This is a genomic window from Lacrimispora brassicae, from assembly GCF_054772055.1.
In genome coordinates, this window is the sequence record NZ_BRYH01000025.1 from 127452 (window position 1) to 152750 (window position 25299).

General features: G+C 46.7%; 19 protein-coding genes and 1 other annotated feature. All 19 genes read left to right on the plus strand.

Annotated elements, in window-relative coordinates:
* Positions 1 to 83: 83 nt before the first annotated feature.
* Positions 84 to 347: a binding site (T-box leader), on the minus strand.
* 268 nt (positions 348 to 615) lie between these two features.
* Positions 616 to 1923, plus strand: a complete 1308-nt coding sequence (locus ACYVD3_RS12605; RefSeq protein ID WP_460642870.1) for a four-carbon acid sugar kinase family protein — start codon at positions 616 to 618, stop codon at positions 1921 to 1923.
* Positions 1924 to 1956: 33 nt separating this feature from the next.
* Positions 1957 to 2958, plus strand: a complete 1002-nt coding sequence (gene pdxA, locus ACYVD3_RS12610) for a 4-hydroxythreonine-4-phosphate dehydrogenase PdxA (RefSeq protein ID WP_460642871.1) — start codon at positions 1957 to 1959, stop codon at positions 2956 to 2958.
* 35 nt (positions 2959 to 2993) lie between these two features.
* The gene (locus tag ACYVD3_RS12615; RefSeq protein ID WP_460642872.1) at positions 2994 to 4394 is read left to right on the plus strand and encodes a GntP family permease; all 1401 of its coding nucleotides are present in this window, start codon (positions 2994 to 2996) and stop codon (positions 4392 to 4394) included.
* A 119-nt stretch (positions 4395 to 4513) separates the two neighbouring features.
* Complete coding sequence (locus ACYVD3_RS12620) at positions 4514 to 5281, plus strand: DeoR/GlpR family DNA-binding transcription regulator (protein WP_460642873.1); 768 nt, start codon at positions 4514 to 4516, stop codon at positions 5279 to 5281.
* Between the two features lie 73 nt (positions 5282 to 5354).
* Positions 5355 to 6152 (plus strand): pyrroline-5-carboxylate reductase, encoded by a 798-nt coding sequence (gene proC / locus ACYVD3_RS12625; RefSeq protein WP_460642874.1) that lies wholly within the window; start codon positions 5355 to 5357, stop codon positions 6150 to 6152.
* A 19-nt stretch (positions 6153 to 6171) separates the two neighbouring features.
* Positions 6172 to 6720 carry an NUDIX hydrolase gene (locus ACYVD3_RS12630; protein WP_460642875.1) on the plus strand — a complete coding sequence of 183 codons (549 nt, stop codon included), beginning with the start codon at positions 6172 to 6174 and terminating at the stop codon, positions 6718 to 6720.
* Between the two features lie 120 nt (positions 6721 to 6840).
* Positions 6841 to 7446: a stage II sporulation protein M gene (locus ACYVD3_RS12635; RefSeq protein WP_460642876.1), complete on the plus strand. Its 606-nt coding sequence runs from the start codon at positions 6841 to 6843 to the stop codon at positions 7444 to 7446.
* A gap of 224 nt (positions 7447 to 7670) precedes the next feature.
* Positions 7671 to 8558 (plus strand): site-specific tyrosine recombinase XerD, encoded by an 888-nt coding sequence (gene xerD / locus ACYVD3_RS12640; protein ID WP_460642877.1) that lies wholly within the window; start codon positions 7671 to 7673, stop codon positions 8556 to 8558.
* A gap of 61 nt (positions 8559 to 8619) precedes the next feature.
* Positions 8620 to 9144 carry an adenine phosphoribosyltransferase gene (locus ACYVD3_RS12645; RefSeq protein WP_460642878.1) on the plus strand — a complete coding sequence of 175 codons (525 nt, stop codon included), beginning with the start codon at positions 8620 to 8622 and terminating at the stop codon, positions 9142 to 9144.
* A 278-nt stretch (positions 9145 to 9422) separates the two neighbouring features.
* The gene (locus ACYVD3_RS12650; protein WP_460642879.1) at positions 9423 to 10649 is read left to right on the plus strand and encodes an NAD(P)-dependent oxidoreductase; all 1227 of its coding nucleotides are present in this window, start codon (positions 9423 to 9425) and stop codon (positions 10647 to 10649) included.
* Between the two features lie 2 nt (positions 10650 to 10651).
* Complete coding sequence (locus ACYVD3_RS12655; protein ID WP_460642880.1) at positions 10652 to 11560, plus strand: AEC family transporter; 909 nt, start codon at positions 10652 to 10654, stop codon at positions 11558 to 11560.
* 365 nt (positions 11561 to 11925) lie between these two features.
* Positions 11926 to 13122 carry a YibE/F family protein gene (locus ACYVD3_RS12660; RefSeq protein ID WP_460642881.1) on the plus strand — a complete coding sequence of 399 codons (1197 nt, stop codon included), beginning with the start codon at positions 11926 to 11928 and terminating at the stop codon, positions 13120 to 13122.
* 116 nt (positions 13123 to 13238) lie between these two features.
* Positions 13239 to 19025: a CehA/McbA family metallohydrolase gene (locus ACYVD3_RS12665; protein WP_460642882.1), complete on the plus strand. Its 5787-nt coding sequence runs from the start codon at positions 13239 to 13241 to the stop codon at positions 19023 to 19025.
* Between the two features lie 578 nt (positions 19026 to 19603).
* The gene (locus ACYVD3_RS12670; RefSeq protein ID WP_460642883.1) at positions 19604 to 21019 is read left to right on the plus strand and encodes an ABC transporter substrate-binding protein; all 1416 of its coding nucleotides are present in this window, start codon (positions 19604 to 19606) and stop codon (positions 21017 to 21019) included.
* Positions 21020 to 21158: 139 nt separating this feature from the next.
* Positions 21159 to 22052 carry a carbohydrate ABC transporter permease gene (locus ACYVD3_RS12675; protein WP_460642884.1) on the plus strand — a complete coding sequence of 298 codons (894 nt, stop codon included), beginning with the start codon at positions 21159 to 21161 and terminating at the stop codon, positions 22050 to 22052.
* A 14-nt stretch (positions 22053 to 22066) separates the two neighbouring features.
* Complete coding sequence (locus ACYVD3_RS12680) at positions 22067 to 22930, plus strand: carbohydrate ABC transporter permease (RefSeq protein WP_460642885.1); 864 nt, start codon at positions 22067 to 22069, stop codon at positions 22928 to 22930.
* 28 nt (positions 22931 to 22958) lie between these two features.
* The gene (locus tag ACYVD3_RS12685) at positions 22959 to 23123 is read left to right on the plus strand and encodes a hypothetical protein (RefSeq protein ID WP_460642886.1); all 165 of its coding nucleotides are present in this window, start codon (positions 22959 to 22961) and stop codon (positions 23121 to 23123) included.
* A complete protein-coding gene (locus ACYVD3_RS12690; RefSeq protein ID WP_460642887.1) occupies positions 23101 to 23982 on the plus strand; it encodes an ROK family protein in 882 nt (293 codons plus the stop codon). The genes ACYVD3_RS12685 and ACYVD3_RS12690 overlap by 23 nt, the downstream gene beginning before the upstream one ends.
* Positions 23979 to 25295 (plus strand): 6-phospho-beta-glucosidase, encoded by a 1317-nt coding sequence (locus ACYVD3_RS12695; protein ID WP_460642888.1) that lies wholly within the window; start codon positions 23979 to 23981, stop codon positions 25293 to 25295. The genes ACYVD3_RS12690 and ACYVD3_RS12695 overlap by 4 nt, the downstream gene beginning before the upstream one ends.
* Positions 25296 to 25299: the final 4 nt, after the last annotated feature.

Sequence of the window (25299 nt, forward strand, 5' to 3'; positions counted from 1 at the left end):
AGGAGTGCTCTCATTCCTGAATCTGACTTATTGCCTGGAGAAATAAAAAAGGCCTCCGTCCCTCCTTCCATACTGCTATGGAAAAGAGGGACGAAAGCCTGAAAATACGGTTCCGTGGTACCACCCTGATTGGAGAAGATAGACTTCTCCCGCTTTATAGCACACTGACATGTGCCTCCCCTTGATAACGGATAGGAAACCCGTCGACATCTATTTCCGGCAGTAAAACCGGTTTCAAGCCGCCCTCGCAGGTCCATTCAGACCAGACATCAACGCTTCCTCTCACCAACCGGAAGCTCTCTGTGCATGATGTAAAGATCTTACTTACTCCTGCTCAACAGTTTATCACTTTGATTTGTTACAGTATATGGGATTAAAATTAAAATGTCAATAGGGAAATTGATTTTTTTGCGGAGGACAAGGGAAGGCTTGTAAAAACACATTGAACAAAATCAACAAAAAATAAAAGAATATAAAAAGGATATTGACAATAACGAACAAAAAATGTAAGATTTAGAACATAAATGAACATAGGTAATGAACATAAACAAACATCAATTGTTCTGGCGTAAAATGTCCCAATGCCGGAACCGATGGAAAGAAGGGAGAGGAAATATGCCTCAATGTATTGTGGTAGCAGATGATCTGACCGGGGCAAACGCCACCGGGGTCCTGCTTAAGAAAATGAATTACCGGACCTATACCGTGATGAATTCGGAACGGCTGAACCTTTCACTGTTCGATCAGTGCGACTGCATCATGTATCCGACAGACAGCAGAGGGGCAAGCAGCGAGGCCGCTTACAACCGGGTATTTAACGTGACCAATCTTTTAAAGGATGAAGAGATCAAGGTATATGCAAAGCGCATTGACAGCACTTTAAGGGGCAATGTAGGAAGTGAGACGGATGCTCTTTTAGATGCTTTGGGGCCGGATTATACCGCCATCTGTGCGCCCTGCTTTCCGGCCTCAGGAAGAATTGTCATCGGCGGATACATGATGGTGAAAGGGCTTCCCCTCCACAAGACAGAAGCTGCCCTGGATCCAAAGACTCCTGTGTTCACATCGGATGTGAAGAAGATATTTGAGGCCCAGAGCAAGTATAAAGTGGGCAGCATTCAGATGAACGGCATGATGGAAGGAAAACACGTTCTGGCAGACCGGATCAAGGCCCTTGTAGAGGACGGGTGCAGGATCATCATCATGGATTGTGTGACCCAGGAGGACTTGGACTTAATCGCAGATGCGGCGATTACAAGCAAAATTAAGTTTGCTGCGGTGGATCCGGGAGTGTTTACTTCCACCGTTGCCAGAAAGCAGATTGTCCCGCCGGACAGGGAGAGGAACAACAAGATACTGGCTGTGGTGGGAAGCGTGAATCCTGTGACAAGAAAACAGATGGAAGAGCTGTGGCTGACCCAGCGCACTGCCTACAACATTTTTGTTTCCGCCGCAAAGTTCCTGGAAAATGAAGAAAGCAGGGAAGAGGAAATCAACCGGGCAGTCAATGAGGTACTGGAGGCCGGCAAGTCCTATGACATCCTGACCGTCACGGGAGATGGAATCTATCCGGAAAACAGGATCGATTTTAAAAAGTATGAATCCGGTTTTCCCGGCGGAGTGGATGAGATGACCGGGCGGATCTGTGATTCCTTTGCGGAGATCACTCGCAGGATATTTACAAGTAACAGCAGCTTTCAGGGAATCTACAGCAGCGGAGGGGACATCACCATAGCCATCTGCCAGAAGTTCCATACCGCAGGCTTATGCCTTCTTGACGAGGTCCTTCCCCTGGCAGCCTATGGGACGTTTTTAAAAGGAGATTTTGAAGGGGTGTCCATCATAACAAAAGGCGGTATGGTGGGAGAGCCGGATGCTGCCAACCGGTGCATCACCTATCTGAAAGAGAAATTATTTATGTAAACCTATGGAAGCTAAGAAATGGAGGAAATAAACATGAGCAAACCACTAATCGTAATACCCATTGGAGATCCGGCGGGCATTGGCCCGGAGATCGTGGCAAAGGCGCTGGCAGAGCCAAGAGTCCTTGAGGCGGCCAGATGCATTGCAGTAGGGGACAGAAAAGTCATGGAGCAGGCCATCAGGATCACCGGGGCGGATTTAAGGATCAAGACGGTAAAGGAGCCGGAGGAAGGGGAATTTGAGGAAGGGATATTAAACCTCATTGACTTAGATAACGTGGACATGGACCAGTTTGCCTTTGGAGAGGTAAGCGGCATGTGCGGCAGGGCTGCTTATGAATACATTGAGGAAAGCGTCAGACTGGCAAACCAGGGCAGGGCAGATGCGGTGGCTACCACTCCCATCAACAAGGAGGCATTAAAGGCAGCAGACATTCATTTTATTGGCCACACAGAGATATTCAGCGCCCTAACGGAAACGGAGGATCCCCTGACCATGTTTGAGACCAACGGGCTGCGAGTCTTTTTCCTCACCAGGCATGTTTCCTTAAGAAATATGCTGGATATGGTAACAAAGGAGAGGATCAAGGATTATGTGAAGCGCTGCTTAGAAGCATTGAAACGGCTGGGGGTAGAGGAGGGAACCATGGCGGTTGCCGGGCTGAATCCTCATTGCGGGGAGCATGGCCTGTTTGGTGACGAAGAGGTGAAGGAGATCATCCCTGCCGTATTGGAGCTTCAGGAAGAGGGATATCCGGTAACAGGCCCTATTGGGGCGGATTCCGTGTTTCATCAGGCGGCCCAGGGGCGGTTTAACAGCGTCCTTTCCCTGTATCACGACCAGGGGCATATTGCCACAAAGACCCTGGATTTTGACCGGACTATTGCCGTCACCAACGGGATGCCCATTCTGCGCACCTCGGTAGACCATGGTACGGCCTTTGACATCGCCGGGACAGGAAAGGCAGCCGCTGTCAGCATGATCGAGGCCATTTTACTTGCAGCAAAATATTCCCCCCGCTTTAAAAAAGTGTAGCAGGGGCAGTGAAAAATTAAGAGGAGGGTTTCTTTATGGTAGGAGGACTTAACGGCGAAAGAATGATGATTGCCCTTTTAATCGGCATTGTGATTCTCATATTGTTGGTACTGAAAACAAAGATCCATGCGTTTCTGGCCCTGATTATGGCAGCGGTCATCATCGGTGTAATAGGAGGCATGCCTCTTGTGAACATCACCCTGGAAAACGGCAAAACCTTTGGTATTGTTAATTCCATAACAACCGGATTCGGGGGAACCCTTGGAAGCATAGGAATCATCATTGGTTTTGGGGTGATGATGGGACAGATCTTTGAACGGACCGGGGCGGCCAAACGGATGGCCCAGACGTTTTTAAAGCTCTTTGGGAAAAAGAGGGAAGAGGAAGCTTTGGCCCTTACGGGATTTCTGGTTTCTATCCCTATTTTCTGTGACTCAGGTTTTGTGATCCTGGCTCCCATTGCAAAGGCAATCTCAAAGGTGACGAAAAAATCAGTAATTTCCCTGGGTGCGGCCCTGGCTGCAGGACTTGTGATCACCCATACCCTTGTACCTCCCACTCCCGGGCCTTTGGGCGTGTGCGGGATCTTTGGAGTGGACGTGGGAAAATTTATTCTTTACGGCATTGTTGTGGCCATTCCCATGACAGTGGCCTGTACGTTTTATGCAAGAATGATCGGAAAGAAGATTTACCAGATTCCTGACGATAAGGAAGGCTTTGTGCGGCTCCCCTATCAGGAGCCGGATTACTCCCAGGATTTTTCCGTTGGATTTGAAAACCTTCCTTCCACCCTGGAATCCTTTGCCCCTCTGTTCCTTCCCATCATCCTCATCCTGATCAGCACAGTTTCCAATGCTTTGGGAAAGACCTCCGGCTTTATGGTGGTATTCCAGTTTCTTGGAAGCCCCATTGTAGCGGTAGGAATCGGACTTGTGCTTGCCATCTTCACTCTGGGAAGAAACTTAACCAGAGAAGAGGCTATTAAGGAAATGGAAAAAGGCATGGCATCTGCCGGAATCATCATGCTGGTGACAGGCGGCGGCGGTGCCCTGGGACAGATCATTAAGGACAGCGGCCTTGGAACCTATATGGCAGAAGTTCTTGCAGGCACCTCGGTTCCCATCGTCATCCTTCCGTTCCTCATTTCCACAGCCATGCGCTTTATTCAGGGATCGGGTACGGTTGCCATGACAACGGCTGCCAGCATATCGGCTCCCATCATCCTGGCTGCGGGCGTAAACCCCATCCTTGGGGCTTTGGCCTGCTGCGTAGGCTCCCTGTTCTTCAGCTACTTTAATGACAGCTATTTCTGGGTGGTAAACCGTACTCTGGGCGTTGGAGAAGTAAAGGATCAGATCGCCACCTATTCCATCACCTCCACCATAGCATGGGCTGTGGGATTTGTTGAAGTTTTGATATTGAGTATTTTCCTGTAATCATTTATGATATACATAAGGGATATCATGCAGGAAACAGATTCCCTGCCGCCGGAGCCTCCGGCGGCAGGGATTTTTATGTGAAACAGGTACAGGCTTGGCAGCAGGAGGAACGGCTCATGATGATGGCAGAAAGACAGATTAAGATTCTGAACATGATACAGGAAGATGGAAGCGTCCAGGTCGAGGAGCTGGCAAAGGAGCTTGACGTCAGCCCCATGACCATTCGCAGGGATTTGGAAAAGCTTCAGAAAGAAGGGCTGATCGAACGCTGCCATGGAGGTGCGGTAAGCAAGACAGAGGTGGCCTATGCGGATAAAAGTGTGAAAAACCATGGAGAAAAAGAGAGGATCGCAGAAAAATGCGTGGAATTTATCAGAGAAGGGACTACCGTATATCTGGATGCAGGAACCACCACCTATGAGATCGCCAAGCGGATCATGGACATGGAAAATATGACGGTTATCACCAATGATTTGGAGATTGCCCTTCTGATGAAGAACAGCAAGGCAGATTTAATCCTGTGCGGCGGTTATGTCCAAAAGTCCACAGGCAGCACCCTGGGCTATTACACCACCCAGATGATAGAGGATTTCCGGTTTGATACAGGCTTTTTCGGGGCTGCCGCCATAAGCGGGGAATTCCATGTGCTGACGCCTACCACTGATAAGGCATTTTTAAAGCGCCAGCTTGTAAAGCAGTGCCGGCAGTCATTCCTGGCGGTGGATGACTCAAAATTCGGCAGGCAGGGCATGAACCGGATCAACTGCCTGGCCGATTATACAGGAATCATAACGGACCATGAATTTAAGGAACAGGACAAAGCTTCCCTGGGAAAGCAGGGGGTGCGGATCATTTCTGTCAATCAGGAGGATTCCAAGGATTGACACATTAAAAAAAATGGTGCTAGAATGATGCTGATCGGATGCAGAATTCCAGACAGAAGCAGGAGGAAGGATTATGGCGAAAATAGGTATCATAGGAATGGGAAATATGGGCTATGCAATATTGAAAGGGCTGTTAAAGACATACGGGAAGGAAGACTTGATTTTTACCGATGTGAACCGGGAGCGGTGCGGGAAGATCACAGAAGAGCTGGGAGTGGCCCACGGGGAAAGCAACGCCTGGTGCGCGGGACAGGCAAAGTACGTTGTGCTGGCCGTGAAGCCCCAGTACTTTGATCCCGTGCTGTCTGATATCCGCCATAAGGTGACGGAAAACCATGTGATCATTTCCATTGCACCCGGGATCACAACGGCTCAGCTAAAGGAAAAGCTGGGAGACGAAAAGCGGGTGGTCCGGGCCATGCCTAATACTCCCGCCCTCCTTGGAGAAGGGATGACAGGAGTCTGCTATGATGAAAAGGCATTTTCCCAGGAAGAGAAGGAAACCATCGGAACCATTTTCAGTTCTCTGGGAAGGATGCGTCTGGTGGAAGAACGGCTTATGAATGCGGTTGTCTGTGTAAGCGGAAGCTCTCCTGCGTATGTTTATATGTTTATTGAGGCTCTGGCGGACGGCGCGGTAAAATACGGCCTGCCCAGGGATGCCGCCTATGAGATGGCAGCCCAGACAGTCCTTGGCAGCGCCAGGATGGTTCTGGAAACAGGGGAGCATCCGGGAGTCTTAAAGGACCGGGTGTGTTCACCGGGAGGAACTACCATTGAGGGAGTATCGGCCCTGGAGGAATCGGGATTTCGCAGTGCGGTCATAAAAGCGGCGGATGCCTGCTTTAAAAAGTGTGAGAAACTATCATAATATACACGGAGGTAAGATCATGGAACAGAAGCCTGTAAAACGCCTTAACAGGGAATTAAAGTACGAAGGAAATATTTTGGATATATATGAGGATACGGTGGATGCCAACGGCCATCTGGCCCACTGGGATTTCATCCATCATAAGGGAGCGGCGGCAGTGGTTCCTGTGACAAAAAGCGGGAAACTTCTCATGGTGCGCCAGTACCGCAATGCCTTAGACCGGTATACCCTGGAGATCCCGGCCGGAGCTCTTGACAGCCCTGATGAGCCAAAGATTGACTGCGCCCACAGGGAGCTGGAGGAAGAGACCGGCTATAAAACGGACAAGGAAAAGCTGGAATATTTAATCAGCATCAACACAACGGTTGCATTCTGCGATGAAGCCATTGACATTTTTGTTGCAAGGGAATTAGAGCCTTCCAAACAGAATCTGGATGAAGACGAATACATCGAGGTGGAAGAATGGGAGGTAAGTGACTTAGAACAGAAGATTTACCGGGGAGAGATCACCGATGGAAAGACCATTGCTGCCATTTTGGCTTATGGAAGAAAGTACGGTGTAAAGTAGGGAAAATCCTGTAAGCCGGTCAGACCTTAGCTGGTTGCCTTTGCTAGAATAAATGTCCCTTTTTAAGCATAAGGTTGAAAGAAAGACGTCTTATGACAAGACCTGCAGGGGGATTTTTAAATGGCCAGTTTATTTCATACAATTGGATTACGTTTCAGGAGAAGGCCGGGCCCAAGGGCAATGTACGCTTCTCTGGAGCGGAACTTAAAGGCAGAGGACCGGTGCCTTCTTTGTTTTTTTGCCGGGCTGATTGCCGGGACGGTCATAGCAAATTTCTGGTATCCGTCATTTATGGAGGAAGCTGCATATTATCTGGGCCTTTTGGACAGAAATGTGAACCTGGACAAAGGGGAGCGGCTGCAGCTTTTTTATCAGGTGTTAAGACAGAGAGGGATAGAAGTGTGGATCGCATGGCTCATCGGCCTGACTGCCTATGCAGTTCCTCTGTTCTGCCTGCTGACGGCAGGGATCGGTTTTTCCATGGGATTTGTCCTTTCCGTCATAACCGTCCAAAAGGGGCTTATGGGTCTTCTCGTGTTTCTCATGACGGTCATGCCCCAGGGACTTTGCTACCTTCCCTTATGGAGCATCCTTCTTTTGTGGGGAATGCAAAAGGGACGGCAGTTTCGGGTCCCTGCTTTTTTGCTGCTTTTGTTCCTGGCAGCCCTGGGGAGCGCCTGCGAAGCCTGGCTTAACCCGTTTTTTCTAAAAATGGTCCTTTCATAGAGAAAGAATTAAAAAAAATAAATGAGCCCATTTCCCCATATCTTGCGAAAAAAGATCATGCATTACCAACATCTTGTACATGTTATGTAAAGTGACCCCAAAATGTCTTAACAGCAGGAAAAATGTGTTTGATTTTATCGAAAATAGTCTATATAATGTTAGGAAGAAGCCTCATTTTTAGGGCATTTTTGAAGCCGAAAGGTCAAAGGTCAGGGGATATGGAGATGGTAGCAGAGATTAATCATTTTATCATTTATTTAAGAGAGATAAAAAAGACATCAAAAAACACAGAGGTATCTTATCAGAGAGATTTGATGCAGTTGGCTTCCTTTTTAGAGCAGCAGGGCATCCGCGAGGTGGACAAGGTGACAAAGACCAGTCTTACTTCCTATATCCTGCATCTGGAGAAGGAGGGGAAGGCTACCACTACTATTTCGCGCAGTCTGGCTTCCATGAAGGCATTTTTTCATTACGAATGCAACGAAGGGAGAATCCAGAAGGACCCGGCGGAGCTGTTAAAGGCGCCTAAAGTGGAAAAAAAGGCGCCTACCATTTTGACGGTGGATGAGGTGAATAACCTTTTAAGCCAGCCAGACGGGGAAACTCCCAAGGAGCTTCGGGACCGGGCCATGCTGGAGCTGCTTTATGCCACCGGCATCCGGGTATCTGAGCTCATTCATTTAAAAAAGACCGACGTGAATCTGTCCATCGGATATATCACCTGCCGGGATGAACACAAGGAACGCATGGTTCCTTTTGGAAAGGTGGCCAAGCTTGCACTTTCGGCTTACATGGAACGGGGCCGGGAGTATTTTCTGCGGGATGAGGAATCCCCGTGGCTGTTTACCAACTGCAACGGAAAGTCCATGAGCCGCCAGGGATTTTGGAAGATCATAAAATTCTATGGGGATAAGGCCGGGATCAAGGCAGACATTACGCCTCACACCCTGCGTCACTCCTTTGCGGCCCATTTGCTCCGCAATGGAGCGGACATCCATGCGGTACAGGCCATGCTGGGCCATTCCGATATGGCTACCACACAGATGTATATGAACTATACCCGAGGGGAAGATTTGCGCCGTGCCTATACAGGCGCTCATCCAAGAGGATAGGAAAGGCTTTTTTGAGCCTGAGTTGATTAGTATACAAATTATGACAATACGAGGTATGACGATGAAGAAATTAGAAGAATATGTCACAAGCATTCCGGATTTTCCGGAGGAAGGAATTATTTTCCGGGATGTGACAACCATTCTGGAGGATCCGGACGGGCTTTCCCTGGCAGTGGATGGCATACGGGAGATGTTAAAAGGGGTGGAATATGATTCGGTAGTGGGACCTGAGTCAAGGGGCTTTATCTTTGGCGTTCCGGTGGCCTATGCAGAGCATAAGGGCTTTGTTCCGGTGAGAAAGAAAGGCAAGCTTCCAAGAGAGGTTCTGTCTGCCGATTATGAGCTGGAATACGGCACAGCCACCATTGAGCTCCACAAGGATTCCATCAGGCCGGGGCAAAAGGTGGTTATTATTGATGACCTGATCGCCACAGGCGGTACCATTGAAGCCATCATTAAGCTGGTGGAGGAGCTTGGAGGAGAAGTGGTGAAGATCTGCTTTATCATGGAGCTTGCAGGATTAAACGGCAGAGATAAGCTTGCAGGATATGATGTGGAAGCCATGATCACCTACGAGGGCAAATAATTTAAAAACAGAGAATCCGGGATACCGGCGTTTGGACATTTCCTTCGCCTTTATCTGCCGGATTCTTTTTTGGATCTCAATGAATCTAAAAATGCCGGGAATTCGATATATTTTTGTCAAAATTTATTTTTTTCTGTACATAAATGATGCCTATTGCTTTTATTATTTTGGGTGTGATATGATGTGAAAAATAAAAAACTAAACTGTATACAATATGCAACAATAGAATCTATGGGAAAGAAACTCCATAGGCACAGAAAAAGAGAGGAAAATAAATCATGGCTGTTCATGTTATTGATGAAGCAAACAGATGTTTAAACTGCAAGAAGCCCTTATGCCGTCAGGGCTGCCCGATCAACACCCCCATCCCCCAGATGATTTCTGCATTTAAGGAGGGGAACTTAAACAAGGCCGGAGAAATGATATTTGAAAACAATCCCCTGTCCCTGGTCTGCTCCCTTGTGTGCAATCATGAGAAGCAGTGTGAAGGCCATTGCATTTTAGGGAAAAAGGGACAGCCGGTGCATATCAGCAGCATAGAAAATTATATTTCCGACACCATTTTCAACAAGATAAAGGTAGAGTGCAAGCCGAAAAACGGGAAAAAGGTGGCGGTGATCGGCGCAGGCCCGGCAGGGATCACCATTGCCATCCTTCTGACAAAGGAAGGTTACAGCGTAACGATTTTCGATGCCAAGGATAAGGTGGGAGGCGTTCTCCAATACGGAATACCGGAATTCCGTCTTCCAAAGACCATTTTAGAGCGGTACAAAAAGAAGCTTCTGGAGATAGGAGTGAAGATCCGCCCCAATACAGCCATTGGAACAGCTCTGGAAATCAAGGATCTGATCCGTGACGGCTATCAGAGCATCTTTATCGGAACCGGGGTCTGGAGGCCGAAAACCCTTGGGGTAAAAGGGGAATCCCTGGGAAATGTCCATTATGCCATTGATCATCTGGCAAATCCCGATGCCTATGATCTGGGGGAGACAGTTGCCATCATCGGCACAGGCAATTCCGCCATGGATGTGGCAAGGACCGTGATACGCCACGGGGCCAGGAAGGTGACCCTTTATGCCAGAGGCTTATCCAGCAATGCCAGCGACCACGAAACAGCCTATGCAAGGCTTGACGGGGCTGACTTTCAGTTTGGGAAACAGATCGCAGAGATTACGGATGAGGGACCGGTGTTTGAGAACATCCATTATGACCAGGAAGGAAACCAGACCGGCATCGATGAAGAGAGGGAGCAGGTTTTTGCGGACTCCACCATCATTTCCATCAGCCAGGGGCCGAAAAGCAAGCTGGTGAATACCACCAAGGGCTTACTGGCCAGCCAGAACGGGCTTTTGATGACGGATGAAAATGGTCAGACCACCATTCCAGGCATATTCGCTTCCGGAGATGTGGTCCTTGGGGCCAGGACCGTGGTGGAAGCGGTTGCCTACTCAAAGATCGTGGCCATGGCCATGGATGAATATATGAAATCAAAAGAAGAGAGCTAGACATGGACTATCAACATCTTTTAAACCTCCAGGGGATGCTGTTTCTCCTGGTGGCAGCAGGGGTCATCTTAAGAAGGAAGGGGATCCTGGCGGAAGGGGCAAAGACCGTTCTTACGGATCTGGTGATCTATCTGATCCTTCCCTGCAACATCATCAATTCATTTTTCATAGAGTTTAATCTGGATATCTTAAAGGGATTTGCCGTGATCCTTACCATTGCCTCCCTGATTCAGGCTGGCTGTCTTATATTTGCAAAGGTTTTCTACAACAGGGAGCCGGAGAGCCGTAAAAAGGTGCTTCAGTATGGCACGGTATGTTCCAATGCAGGCTTTATGGGAAATCCCATTGCAGAAGGCGTTTACGGAGCGGAAGGGCTTATGTATGCTTCCATATTTTTAATCCCCCAGAGGATCGTCATGTGGTCTGCCGGGGTTTCTTACTTTACGGAAAGCCCGGACCGGAAAACCGTGGTGAAAAAGGTTTTGACCCATCCCTGCATCATAGCGGTCTATATTGGCCTGATCCTTATGATCACCCGGCTGTCTCTGCCGGCCTTCCTTCAAAACACCATCAGGAGCGTAGGAGGCTGTACCACCACCGTATCCATGGTTTTGATCGGTGCCATACTGGCGGAGGTGGAGCCGGGAAGCATATTGGACCGGGGGATTGTAAGATATGCCTTCATCCGTTTGTTTTTGCTTCCTCTTCTGGTTTACTTATGCTGCAGGGCCTTCCATGTAACTCCTCTTTTGTCCGGAGTATCCGTACTTTTGACTGGAATGCCCGCAGGAAGCACTACCGCCATATTGGCCGCCAAATATGATGGGGATTATATTTTTGCCACAAAATGCGTGGTGGTGACCACCCTGTTATCTCTGGTGACCATTCCCCTGTGGTGTATGGTCCTTTAATATACGGCTGTAACAGCCTCATAATTTGTTGCCTTTGCAGGTCAGAAATGTCTTATATTTACAGACGTTCTGACCTGTTTTTTTTGTATGGCAATCTTTTAAATTTACACCATCATTTTTATTCATAAGGAGTACTTAAGTGGTTGAAACCGGAATAGAATGATAATGAATGTTATATTTCCTGAATCTTAACATGTTCAGCGCTTTCAAGGCAGTATTTGGGAAAAATTTTGTACATGTTATCGCCTTTACAGGCTATGCAGTGTGTCGGCATTGCAACTTAAGTATAATACAAAATAAACAGGATGAAGGGCTCAGGGTTCATAACCGCATTAGTGCCTTTCCCAGAAAGGCGTATTGTAAAAATGAAAAACCACAAAACATTCTGCATAAAACTTATAGCTTCATCCCTTTTTTGCGTGGTATTTATCGCAATTGTCATATGGATCAATCAGCCGCTGCCAGGAGAAGTGCCAACGGCGGCAAGCCAGATAAAATTTGCCAGGGCACATGTGACTGAACTCATCAGTGACCAGGCGAAAGCAGAAGACTGGACAGAGGGGCTGCGCATAGGAGTGCAGGAAGTCTATATGCAGATAGATAGCGGTGAGGACAGAGGTAAAATATTGCCGGCAGTCAATTATATGAGTGGATACAACAATGTGGACTTAAAAGCAGGTACGAAAGTAATCGTCAGGATGGATATCGATGACAATGGACGTTCCTACATAGCATCCATACCCAATTACAACAGGGGTCCGGCATTGCTTGGACTGACGGTGATATTCGTGCTGTTCTTAGCTGTATTCGGGGGAAAAAAAGGTATAGCCGCTATACTGGGACTTGCATTTGCTATCGTTGGTATCTGGTTTTTGCTCATACCCATGATAAGGCATGGCATCAACCCTATATTGTCATCCATTGTCATAGCAGCGGTCATCACAGCAGTTTCATTGATACTGTTAAATGGTTTATCAATGAAAACTTTATGTGCAACCATTGGGTGCGTGGGTGGCGTGGCAATGGCAGGAGCCGCCGCAGCTCTTACGGCAGTTGCTACGCCGATCAACGGTTTTAATATGTCAGAGGCGGAAGAATTAGTTCTCCGTTCAGATGGGACAAGTTTAAATATCAGCGGATTGCTTATCAGTGCCATACTCATAGCGGCACTTGGCGCAGTTATGGATGTGGCGATGACTATTACGTCTGCAGTATTTGAGGTGCATCAGCTAAATCCGGAACTTAGCAGACAAAAGCTGATTCAGTCGGGGATAAATATAGGCAGGGATGCCATGGGTACTATGGCTAACACGCTGATATTGGCTTTTGCCGGTTCGGCACTTAATATGTTGATACTGTTCAGAATCTTTAATTATCCATATTTGCAGATTTTCAACAGTGACATGATGGCGTTGGAGATTATACAGGGGATCTCAGGCAGTATAGGGATTGTAATGACTGTGCCATTAGTAGCATTTCTAAGTGCGTTTATGTGCAGCAGGAAGAATGGGGTGGACAGGCTGATTAATGAAAAGCATAGAAAACATAGAAAGAAGCAGTGACGATATTCACATATTTTATATTAAAATTATATGTTGAATTGGTACTTTTTTCCAATTCATGATAATAAGGTTAGATTAGATAATACCATAAAAAATGGAAGGAGAAAAAAGAATTTATGAACTTGAGGAAGCTGTTAAGTTTGTTTCTGTCAGTTGCCATGTGTATGAATATGTCAGTCGTACCTGGTTTTGCAATTGAGGCAGACTTTAACCTGCCAAAGGCGTATGAGGCAGAAAGTTCCAGCAGGGGGGTGGATAGAGCCAGCCCCAGTGAGGCGGACAAGGACACGGATGCAGAGATTCCCGAAAAGGTGGAAGAAGGTACGGGCGATAAGGGAGATACGGGAGATAAAGGAGATACGGCCGATATAAAAGAGGGAGCCAGTGTTAAGGATACGGGAGAAGATAAGGCCGTACTCAAAGACAGCAGTCTGGCAGACCACGTAGTGATCAGCCAGGTATACGGTGGCGGCGGCAATAGCGGCGCTGTATATAAGAGCGATTTTATTGAGCTGTACAACCCCACGGATGAAGATGTGAGCCTGGAGGGGTGGTCTGTGCAGTGGCTGGCTAAGAACTCGTTTAGCAACTATAATCCCGGCACAGACGGTAAGCGGATAACTGCACTTACAGGCACGATCAAAGCCGGAGGCTATTATCTGATAAAGGAAGCGGATGGAGCAGGGGATGCGCCGGAACTTCCATCCCCCGATGCCACAGGCATTATAGAAATGGCTGCAAAAGAAGGTGCGGCGGCATTGTCTAAGAGCAGTGAGAAACTGACAGGTAAAGATGATGAGAATTACGTTGATCTGGTAGGAATTAACACCACGGCTCAGGAGTATGAGACAGAGCCCACCTCTGCAATGTCAAATTCTACCGCTGCTATCCGTAAGGACCCGGCAGTGGATAGCGACAACAACAAGGCTGATTTCAAGATCGGAACGCCTGAGCCCCGCAACAGCTCCTATGAGGAAGGCGGCGGGACTGATCCGGAAGAAACAAAATGCAGCACGCCTGTTGCATCACCGTCTGCCGGACAGGTACTGAAAGGTACGCAGCTCACATTTTCTACGGCTACATCGGATGCTGCGATAGAGTATAATACGGAGTCTGAGACTGCCGGAGAATGGATCACATATTCAAAGGATGACAAGCTGGTGATTGATGAACCGGTTACATACTATGTCCGCGCAGTTAAGGAAGGACTGGAGGACAGTGAAATAGCTGTGCTTTCCTATACAGTCCGTGAAGCCGGCGAAGTGATGACCATTAAAGATGTGCTGGCGCTGGGACAGAACACAAAAGATGTGACTGTTATAGGGGAACTTTCATATCTGGCCACTACATATGGAAATCCGGTGCTCCAGTCCGTAATAGATGGCAGCCAGTACAGTATCTATATTTATGGAGCGGCGCCCGATGACGCCAGGATAGGTGATATACTGGAAATCACGGGAGATTACCAGATCCGCTATGGTATGCCGCAGATAACATCTACGAAAGATAAAGCAAAAATCGCTGCTAAACAGGATGAGGCATCCATACCGCCTGTGGCGTATACCATCAATCAGATAAAAGCCATGGCAGATACCGCTGATTTTGAGAAAAGCGGACTTGTTAACAGAGTTGTTCTGATCGAGGATGTTACACTTGGCAAGCTCAATACATCAGGCAGTACGCCTGTAACTGATGCAACAGGCACGATTAATATTTATCAGGCAGCTCCATATCCGGAAGGTGTGGAAGAAGGAGAGACAGTGGATTTAACTGCCATGATAGGCAGGTATAATCAGACCATTCAGCTATACACAGGCACAGAAGAGAAAAATGGTTTTCCTGTCTATTATGTGAAAAATGACATCAAACCGCCAGTCATTACCTTAGGCACCTATATTGATGCAAGACCGGATCAGGAGTATCCCATATCCGTCCAGGTCAGGGACAATGTGGGCGTGGCCAGTGTGGAGGTTCTTTTTGGCTCCACAGAGGATACGCTGGGCAAGTCACTGTCCATGACATTTAATCAGGATACCAACAGCTATGAGGCTGTTATTCCGGCAGAAAATTTTGCTAAAGGACAGCAGGCCTTATACATAAAATTCAAAGCAAAAGATAAAACCGGTCTCGAAGCAGAGAGTGGGATTGTTGCCATCGCTATTAATGACAAACCCCAGGTGCTGTCGGTTACTCCTGAGAGAAATAAAGCGACAGGAGACGTGAAAGCGCCTGAAATTTCCATCAAACTGACCAATATTGGAAATAACCCATCGGTGAGTCTCACTCTCAATAAAACAGATGGCACAGCCATTTATACAGGCCAGGCTATGAATCTCAAGGAGACAGCCGCTGACGGAGCAACCTATGCTTTTTCTCCCCAGGTGCTGGAAGACGGCAATTATAACGTACAGGTGACAGTCCTTCGGGAAGATAAAGTGTCTTTTACCGACAATTGGAAATTCACCATAGGCAAGTCTGCCTTTACCGCGTATTTCGGACAGCTTCATGGGCATACGAACTATTCCGATGGTTCCGGGTCGGTCAAAGATGGTCTTAATTATCTTGCCAGTATACCGGAAGAAGACAATGTACAATTTATATCCTTTACAGATCATTCCAACTATTTTGATACAAAAGATGCACCTAATCCGAAAGAGGCTCTTAATGACCCGTCTCTTATGACATCTGAGAGCAGGGCCATATGGGAGGAATACAGGGAGCAGACGAGAACCTTTAACGAAACCAGTTCCAGAAAGGCCCTTTCCGGTTTCGAGATGACCTGGTCCGGCGGTCCCGGACACATCAATACATTTGGCTCATCAGGACTGGTCAGCCGCAACAATACCACGCTTAATGACAAGAAAAATGATGCAGGTATGAAGGCATACTACGACATTCTGACCGCTGATCCAGACCCGCTGGCGAATCTTTCACAGTTCAACCACCCGGGCAAGACGTTTGGTACATTTTCAGATTTTGCATACTATACACCGGCCAGAGATGCCAAAATGGTCTTAGTAGAAGTTGGCAATGGGGAAGGCTCTATCGGCTCAGGCGGATATTTCCCAAGTTACAGTGAATATACGAAAGCATTGGATAAGGGCTGGCACATAGCACCCGCCAATAATCAGGATAACCATAAAGGGCGTTGGGGCAATGCCAATACGGCCAGGACAGTCGTCCTCACAGATGATTTGTCAGAGACAGGAATTTTAAATGCCCTGAAAGACATGCGTGTATACGCCACAGAAGATAAAAACTTAAATATCATGTATACTTTGAATGATGAGCTTATGGGAAGTATCTTAGATGTGTCAGATGATGTAAAGACATTGAATATTTCCGTAAGCGTGGATGACCCAGATCCGTCAGATGTTATCAAAAGTGTTGAAGTAGTAACAAATGGCGGCGCAATAGCAGGAAAAAAAGAAGGCACCGGAAATAGTGGAGAATTCACCTTTGAGCTTCCTGCAAAGAAAGGATACTATTACATACGTGTCACTCAGGCGGATAAAAATATCGCCGTAACGGCTCCTGTGTGGTATGGTTCAGCAGCAAAAGCAGGCATATCTTCCTTCACTTGTGATACAGACGTACCAGTGACAGGTGAGCCGGTGAAGTTTACAGTCACAGCTTTCAATAATGAAGAATCAGATGCCACACTGACCAGGCTGACATTTAAAACCGGTGATAAGGTGCTGGAAAGTGAAGAACTGAACGTGAGTTTAAAGTCATTTGGAACTTACACGGTAAACAAAGCGTTTATACTTGATAAGGTAGGAGTAAATGAAATAGAAGTTACCGCTCAAATGGAACTGGAAGGTGATCGTAAGATATTCAGCTTTACTCTGGAAATAGATGTACGTGACAGTTCAAAGATGAAATATTTTGGGATAGATGCCAGTCATTATAATGAATATGTGAATGGAAATTATAAGGACAGTATGGGAAATTTCACCACCTTAGCGGGAGATTACAATATCAGGATGGTCACCCTTAACACCAGCGAGGAACTGATCGCCGCTTTAAAGGACGACAAATATGTTGGACTTTTGTTAAATGCACCTTCCAGACGGGATGGTACCAAGCTGCGGGAGGATTATAAGAACTATACAGAGGAAGAGCTTGAGGCTGTCAGAGCTTTTGCCAAAAAAGGCGGCAAGACGATTATGGTCTGTGCCTGGAGTGATACCTATGAGGCATATGATGGTTTTAAAGGTGATGAGTCCAAGGCAGGGGATCATATGTCGGCTCAGCAGAACAAGATACTGGAAACTCTTGGAAGTGCCTTCCGTTTTGCAGATGATGAGTTACAGAGCGCTGCCAGCAATGACGGCAGAGTGATTGGTATCCTGAGCACCGATTATAATCTGCTGAACCCATATATGGCCGGAGTGGAGGCAGGGCTTAAATTCAACACTTATGGCAATGCGGACATTTATGCAGTGGATGAAAGTGGAAATCCAGTCAGTGACAGCGCCATACTGCCGTCAGGAGCGGCACCTCTGGTATACGCACCGGCAGATACGAAAAGCCTGGATAAAGACGGCGTAGGATTATCTGGAGATGCATTGGCGAAATTAGACGGGCGTTTTGTATTGGCAGCGACTCAGGAGCTTTATTTTAGCGATGGCGAATCATCTACACTGTATTTATCAGGATGTTCAACTATGAGCGATTTCCAACTGACATTTGACAGTGCGGCCACCAATGATTACAGCAACTATCAGATTATGGCGAATTTGTTAGATAAGACGAATCAATTGCAGATCACGCCTATTGAGGAAGTGCAGGCGGCCGGTGAAGGCGAGCGGTTTATTATCGAAGGCATAGCTACATCCAACGCTTCCGGTTATGATAAAGAGACTGCTTTCTTCGATAGTATCTATGTGCAGGATCATACTGGCGGAATTAATCTTTTTCCTGTATCCGGAGATATAAGAGCGGGCCAGACCATCAGGGTATTTGGAAAAACTTCTTCTTATCAAGGAGAGAGACAGCTTGCAGTAGAGAAGGTTATGGTAATTGATGCGAATATAAAGGAACTTCCAGAGCCTGTTAAGGAAACCACGCAAGAAGCTTATGAGGGCAAAAACCTGGGTAGTTTAGTCATGGTAAGCGGCAAGGTTATTTCCATTGATGCGCCGAATAATCTGGTAGAAACGATTATGCTGCAGGATCAGTCAGGGAAACCCGCAAGAATATTCATCGACGGATATATTACTAAGGATAAGGTGATAAAGGGTCTGGAAATCGGTGCATATATGTCTGCAGAAGGACTTTCATCCAGAACTGTCATAGGTGACTCTGAGGATTCTGTGTCTCGTATACGAATTCGTGACAGAGACGATGTGAAACTTGCAGAAGAACCAGACACCCCCGAAAAACCAGAAGTTCCCGAAAAACCAGAAGTTCCTGAAAAACCAGAAATTCCTGAAAAGCCAGAAATTCCTGAAAAACCAGACCGTCCCGGCGGCTCAGACAGAGATAAAGATTCCGGCAGCACGGCTGAACGCAATCCCAATGTAGAATGGAAACAGAATGACAGAGGCTGGCAGGCTGTAAAGAAAGATGGAACACATGCGAAAAATGAATGGTATCAGTGTTCCTATCATGGTCAGGTGTCGTGGTACCGCTTCGATACAGAAGGGTATATGATTTCAGGCTGGTATCTGGACGGAGATGGCAGTTGGTACTACATGAGCGAAAATCATGATGGCTCATACGGCGCTATGGTTATGGGCTGGAAATGGATTAACGGGAAATGTTACTACTTTAATCCGGATATTCAGGCAACGCAATACAAATATGGCGCTATGTTTAAGAGTGCCGTCACCCCAGACGGTTACACTGTCAATGCAAATGGAGAGTGGATTGTGGATGGAGTAGTACAGATCAGGTAATAGAAATCAGGTAATACAAATCAGGTAATACAAAGCTCGACGGGCTGATTCCATGGTCTTAATGGGCGCCATACTGGCGGAGCCGGGTATCTGAAATGCTGTTAAAAACGCGGCTGTAATTGCCCCGGACTTTGTTGCTTTTGCAGGTCAGAAATGGTTATATATACAGACTTTCTGGCCTGCTTTTTGTGTTATAAAAGTATCAAACCAGAGGCGGTGAGATGCTTATGGTAAATCAAAATCCGGATAAAATGGATCTGCCGGTGATGAAAAAAGGCTTCCCATCAGTTTGTAAGGATAAAAGTGCACAAATGAAATATGAAATGGAAAAAATGCATAAAAAACATCAGGAATAATGGCGATATTTGATAATTTGTTTCAAAGTGTGAAATAAGATTTCGTAATAATGGAGATTCGTTGACAAAAAAGTGCACAAATGTATAATGAAGACAAATCGGGAGGAGGGGAAGACGTTTGAGGAGGAATATGAAAAGAAATCGGTCTTCCCTGCATTTTGATGAAAACCTGGAAAAAATAAATAAGACATACAATCAGATATAAAATAAGGGAGGAAAAAAATGAAAAAAAGAAAACTATCTCTACTGTTGGCGGCAGCCATCATTGCCAGTACGCTGGCAGGCTGCGGAAATACCTCAAAGGGGACTGCGGTACAGCAAGCCGGTGGAAAAGACATTGTTAAGGCATTGCTGCCGCCTGTTTCTGCGTCCTATCAGAATAAGCTGGTGGAATATGCAAAGGAATTTAATGAAGCTAATCCTGATGTGGAGCTGCAGATCACAACGGCAAGCTGGGAAGACATTAAGGAAAAGCTGGATGTTCAGGTAAACGCAGGATCTCCGCCGGATATTGCATTCATCGGTTCCAGTGGGATTACGAAATATCTGGACACGGAAATGATGGTAGATATTTCCCAATATGCTGATGAGGAAATGATAAAAGATTATAACCCGGACATTATTAACTATTTCAAAAACGGTGACGGACTGTATGGATTCCCTGCTTATGTGGAGGTGCAGGCAATCGGCGGAAATAAGGCAATGCTGGAGGAAGCAGGTATTGACTGGAAGGCAGTCCAGGAAAACGGCTGGACCTATGAAGAGTTTCGGGAAGCCATCAAAAAAGGTGTTGTAAAGAGCGGAGACAGCTATTCCAGGTACGGCTTTGTGTATGCCTGCGCCGGCGTAGCGGCAAAGGATTATTTTTCGATTTTTGTAAAAAATGCAGGTATGCCTGCTGCTTTTGACAAGGATTTGAAATATACATACACAAGCAGTCAATTGGTACCGTTTTTAAAGGACATCAGAGACTTAATCGACGATGGCTCCATGCCAAAAGAATTAAGTTCCGTGGATGCGGGGAAACGATGGAACATGTTCCTGACCGGGCAGACCATGATCACCGGAAAAGGACTGTCAGTTTTTGAAAAGTCTGCTACCGATAATAATAAAAAGCTGGCTGCAAAAGACGGCAGCGCGGTAGAAGGAAGCCAGGAAGTGGAATACGTCGTATTGCCGGTTCCTACGTTCCGGGGAAATAAACAGCAGGCTCAGGGAGCGGTAGACGGATATGTTTGTTTCCGCGGGAAAGATGAACCAAATCCGGAACATTTAAAGAATGTGGCAAAGGCCGCCTATTTCCTGGCAAGCGGAAAAAGAGCAGCAGAGACCTGCCAGGAGCTTTATATCAGCCCTGTATGCAAATCCGGAGAGGAAGCATTTGCGTCCCTTACTCCTGTTGAAGGCAAAAATGAGAATAACACAAATGCAGTTAAAAATCTTGCCTCCCAGGTGGCGGAAGCCAGACCTGACATCCCGGCTGATTTAGGGGCAAAGGCCATAAAAATTGAGGAAGAGGTTATTCTGCCCAAATTCCAGGGCCTGTTAGCAGGAGAAATTACTCCGGAGCAGATGCAGGAAGCCATTAAAAAAGCTGCAATAGAGGCGTTTGGTGAGGACGGCTGTGTCATGGATTAAGGGGAAATAGAATCCACAGGATTTCATGACTTATGGGCATTGGTAATCGTAACAGGTGCCAATGCCCATTTCTTATCTGCGGGATTATGATGTTTTTTAGAAAGAAGGAAAGAAGGAAAGAAGAAAGAAGGGAATGAGTATGCAAACAGCAAAGAGAAGAAAGCGATTAAACAATGATGCCAAATGGGGATATGTTTTCGTATTCGTGCCCATTGTGTCATTTATTATATTTACCTTATACCCTGTTGTACAGGCGGCGATTGTAAGCTTTCAAAGCTATAAGCCCTTAAAAACAGAGTTTGTGGGATTTGCCAATTATATTAACACATTAAAAAACGGACTTTTCTTTAAATCCATCTGGAACACGGTCGTGTATACGGCCATAACAGTGCCCATCTCCATTATGATGGCGTTCATCATCTCCATTCTATTGGTTCCTTTTAAGAAAAGAAGCCAGTCATTTTTTAAAGCGGTGTTCTATTTACCCGGGATTGCATCAGGAGTCGCCCTCTCGTTTGTATGGAAGTGGATCTTTGATCCTTTGCCAAGCGGCTTGTTAAATTCAATGATCCGTGCATTTGGGATCCATAATCAGAACTGGCTGGGCAGTTCTCAAACAGCCATGCTCTCCCTGATTATCATGACAATATTCTCAGGCATGGGTTCTACTGTCATTATTTATGTGGCCGCATTGCTTGGGATTGATCCCACCTATTATGAAGTTGCCAATATTGACGGAGCGACCTTTCTCCAGAGAATCAAATACGTTGTATGGCCCATGGTCAAGCCGACCACTGTTTTTCTGGTAATAACCGGAGTGATCAATGCGTTTCAGGCCTTTCAGACGGCGTATTTAATGACTGGAGGCGGGCCGGATAATGCCACGACTATGGTTGGGCTGCTGATATTTAACAATGCTTTCAAATACTTTAACTATGGGGAGGCATGTGCACAGGCATTATTATTGGCAGGAATTATTGCGGTCTTTGCGATCTTCCAGTTTAAGGTAATGGCAGTAGACATAGAGTACTAGGAGGGAAGGTTGATATGGGTTTATTCAGACAATATGGAAACGATCAAAAATACAGATTAGTGTTAAGAAACAGTGTAATGACAACCGTCCTGCTCCTGTTAGGTATCCTGACTCTGTTTCCGATTTATTACATGGTCATCTCTTCCTTTGGAGCGCCAAATGAGGCCGGGGCAGCCAGTTATTCTCTGATCCCCAAATATGTAACACTGGATTCCTATAAATTCTTTTTTGGATTCAGCAAAAGCTCGTTTCGATGGATCGTAAATTCTATGATCGTTGCAGGTACTGTTACAGTAAGCAATGTAATCTTTGCCGGAATGGCAGGATATGCATTTGCTAAAATAAAGTTTCCGGGAAGTAAAATATTATTTTTTCTGCTGCTGTTTGCAATGATGGTGCCCTATCAGGTCACACAGGTTCCATTGTACATACTGGTAGCCAATGTGCTGAAGCTGACAGATACCTATACCGCATTGATCGTGCCGTCTCTGGTCACCTGCTACAACGTATTTATGGCAAAGCAGTTCTTTTCCTCTCTTCCCACCTCCATTCTGGAAGCGGCAAGAACAGAAGGCTGCAATCAGTTTCAGATCCTGATAAAAATAGTGATGCCTATTTCAAAAACAATTTTATCCGTTATGGCGATCATGACCTTTATGGGCAGTTGGAATACCTTTTTCTGGCCGTTTCTCGTATGCAACAACGAGCAGATGCAGACCATTCAGGTGGGACTTAAAAACTTCAGTTTTGCAAATACCACTTATTTCTCACCCATGATGGCAGGGGCAACCATCTCAGCACTGCCCATGTTTATTCTGTTCTTTACCCTGCAGAAATATTTTCTGGAAGGAGTAACGGTTGGTGCGGTGAAGGGATAACAGAAGGAAAAAGGGAGGAAATGTCTTGATGAAAAATAATAACATATACGGCCTGTTTTGTGAAAAGACGAAAAAAAGGTTTCCCCGGCTGGAAATCATGAAGATGAGAGGAGAAGCTGCCCAGGGAGCCATCAGGATCATATTACGGGAGACAGCGGAAAGGAACGGATATGAAAAAATACCTGGCAATTGATATAGGAGGCACTTACATAAAATACAGCCTTATGGATCCGGAATACCGGGTTCTTCATGAAGGAAGCAGGCCAACGGAAAAACTGCCGCCAGAGTTCCTCCGGCAGTTTATGGAGATCGTGGAAACCTATGTGGACCAGATAAGCGGCGTTGCAATCTGCATGGGCGGCTTTATCCATCCGGTGACAGGAGAAAATACGGATTTCAGCGTTGGGGCCAATTTCAGGGCCTATCATCTAAAAGAAGAGATAAACAGGAAATATCCCGTTCCCGTAGTGCTTGAAAATGACAGCAATTGTGCCGCACTGGGAGAAATGATGGGGGGAGCAGGACGGGGATACCAGGATATTTGTATGGTCACCTTTGGGACCGGGATCGGCGGTGCCATCATCATAAACCGGGAATTATACCGGGGCAGCCATTTTAAATCCGGTGAGGTGGGTTTTACCAGAGTCGGCATCCGGGATGTGGATGGAAAGCCGGTGGCGGAAGGGGCAGGAGCAACCTCTCTTCTGGTCAGAAAGGTATCAGAGATCCTTGGCAGGGAAGTGGACGGATCGTATATTTTCAGCCATCTGGACCACCCGGATATTAACCGGGTATACCGGGAATGGCTTTATAAAGGTGCAATGGTGATCGGCAACTTTGCAGTCACGGTGGATCCTGAAATACTGCTGATCGGCGGGGGGATCAGTGAAAATGAGATATTTATAAAAGATATGAAAGAAGCGGTATATGCCCTGTATCCCCATCTGGAACCATATACGGCCATAGAGGCCTGTGAACAGGGAAACATGGCAGGGAGAATAGGAGCCCTGTATTTATTGCTGCAAAGCGAAGAAGGAGGCGTTCAGTCATGAAAAAAGGTGTGAAAATCGTGGCAATCGGAGGAGGGTCCAGTTACACACCGGAGCTGGTGGACGGATTTTTAAAAAGGTACGAAACATTGCCAGTGGAGGAACTGTGGCTGGTAGATATCCCTGAGGGGGAGGAAAAATTACGGATTGTAGCCGAATTTGCAAAGCGTATGGTAAAAAAGGCAGGAGTCCCAATGAAAATCCATACAACCCTTGACAGGAGAATGGCTCTTCCCGGTTCCGATTTCGTAGTTACCCAGCTTCGGGTGGGGCAGCTCCAGGCCAGAGTAAAGGACGAAAGGATCCCCTTGAAGCATGGGCTCCTTGGTCAGGAAACCAATGGTGCAGGCGGTCTGTTTAAGGGCATGAGAACCATACCGGTCATTCTGGACATCTGTAACGATGTGAAGGAGCTGTGTCCGCAAGCATGGCTGATCAACTTTACAAACCCGGTGGGCATGGTCATGGAGGGAGTAAACCGTTACAGCGGCTTTCAGAAGACCATCGGATTGTGCAACGTACCTTACGGCATGCATAAAGCGGTGGCGGATCAGCTTGGCCGGTCCATGGAAGAGGTGAAAGTCACCATGGGCGGTTTAAATCATATGGTTTATGTGACCAAAGTGGAAGCAGATGGAAAGGACATAACGGAAGACGTGGTCAGCCACTGGGGGGCCGGCGGTGTTGTGAAGAATATAAAGGCAGTCACCTGGGACAATGATTTTGTGAAAGAGCTTGGAGTGCTGCCATGCTCCTATCACAGATATTACTATATGGCAAAAGAATATTTAGAAGAAGCCCTGGAAAAATATGAAAAACATGAGACAAGAGCAGAGCTTGTGGAACAGGTGGAAAAAAAGCTGTTTGAGCAGTATCAGGATCCGGGGCTGAACGAAAAACCGGAGTTGCTGTCACAGCGGGGCGGTGCCTATTACAGTGAATCAGCATGCAATCTGATCAATTCCATTTATAATGACAGGGGAGATATTCAGGTGGTAAACACCGTAAACAGAGGTGCCATAAAGAATTTCAAGGATCATGAAATCGTGGAAGTCAGCAGCAGGATCACCAAAGAAGGACCGGTTCCTGTAAAGGGCGTGGAACTGCCATGGACGGTCAACGGTCTTTTGCAGCAGATCAAATCCTTTGAAATAGCAGGCTGCCAGGCAGCGGTCACCGGAAGCCCGGAGATGGCCCTGCTGGCACTTATGATCAATCCCCTGGTGGGTTCCCAGAAAGAAGCAAAGGCAGTGCTTTATGAGCTGCTGGAAGCCCATAAAGAATATCTGCCTCAGTTTTTCGGCCATAAGGAGTGATTCC

What these genes read in the sequence shown, in the direction of transcription:
- ACYVD3_RS12605 (WP_460642870.1), top strand. Translation starts at nt 616, where the DNA reads ATGCCTCAATGTATTGTGGTAGCAGATGATCTGACCGGGGCAAACGCC.
- pdxA (WP_460642871.1), top strand. Translation starts at nt 1,957, where the DNA reads ATGAGCAAACCACTAATCGTAATACCCATTGGAGATCCGGCGGGCATT.
- ACYVD3_RS12615 (WP_460642872.1), top strand. Translation starts at nt 2,994, where the DNA reads ATGGTAGGAGGACTTAACGGCGAAAGAATGATGATTGCCCTTTTAATC.
- ACYVD3_RS12620 (WP_460642873.1), top strand. Translation starts at nt 4,514, where the DNA reads ATGATGATGGCAGAAAGACAGATTAAGATTCTGAACATGATACAGGAA.
- proC (WP_460642874.1), top strand. Translation starts at nt 5,355, where the DNA reads ATGGCGAAAATAGGTATCATAGGAATGGGAAATATGGGCTATGCAATA.
- ACYVD3_RS12630 (WP_460642875.1), top strand. Translation starts at nt 6,172, where the DNA reads ATGGAACAGAAGCCTGTAAAACGCCTTAACAGGGAATTAAAGTACGAA.
- ACYVD3_RS12635 (WP_460642876.1), top strand. Translation starts at nt 6,841, where the DNA reads ATGGCCAGTTTATTTCATACAATTGGATTACGTTTCAGGAGAAGGCCG.
- xerD (WP_460642877.1), top strand. Translation starts at nt 7,671, where the DNA reads ATGGTAGCAGAGATTAATCATTTTATCATTTATTTAAGAGAGATAAAA.
- ACYVD3_RS12645 (WP_460642878.1), top strand. Translation starts at nt 8,620, where the DNA reads ATGAAGAAATTAGAAGAATATGTCACAAGCATTCCGGATTTTCCGGAG.
- ACYVD3_RS12650 (WP_460642879.1), top strand. Translation starts at nt 9,423, where the DNA reads ATGGCTGTTCATGTTATTGATGAAGCAAACAGATGTTTAAACTGCAAG.
- ACYVD3_RS12655 (WP_460642880.1), top strand. Translation starts at nt 10,652, where the DNA reads ATGGACTATCAACATCTTTTAAACCTCCAGGGGATGCTGTTTCTCCTG.
- ACYVD3_RS12660 (WP_460642881.1), top strand. Translation starts at nt 11,926, where the DNA reads ATGAAAAACCACAAAACATTCTGCATAAAACTTATAGCTTCATCCCTT.
- ACYVD3_RS12665 (WP_460642882.1), top strand. Translation starts at nt 13,239, where the DNA reads ATGAACTTGAGGAAGCTGTTAAGTTTGTTTCTGTCAGTTGCCATGTGT.
- ACYVD3_RS12670 (WP_460642883.1), top strand. Translation starts at nt 19,604, where the DNA reads ATGAAAAAAAGAAAACTATCTCTACTGTTGGCGGCAGCCATCATTGCC.
- ACYVD3_RS12675 (WP_460642884.1), top strand. Translation starts at nt 21,159, where the DNA reads ATGCAAACAGCAAAGAGAAGAAAGCGATTAAACAATGATGCCAAATGG.
- ACYVD3_RS12680 (WP_460642885.1), top strand. Translation starts at nt 22,067, where the DNA reads ATGGGTTTATTCAGACAATATGGAAACGATCAAAAATACAGATTAGTG.
- ACYVD3_RS12685 (WP_460642886.1), top strand. Translation starts at nt 22,959, where the DNA reads ATGAAAAATAATAACATATACGGCCTGTTTTGTGAAAAGACGAAAAAA.
- ACYVD3_RS12690 (WP_460642887.1), top strand. Translation starts at nt 23,101, where the DNA reads ATGAAAAAATACCTGGCAATTGATATAGGAGGCACTTACATAAAATAC.
- ACYVD3_RS12695 (WP_460642888.1), top strand. Translation starts at nt 23,979, where the DNA reads ATGAAAAAAGGTGTGAAAATCGTGGCAATCGGAGGAGGGTCCAGTTAC.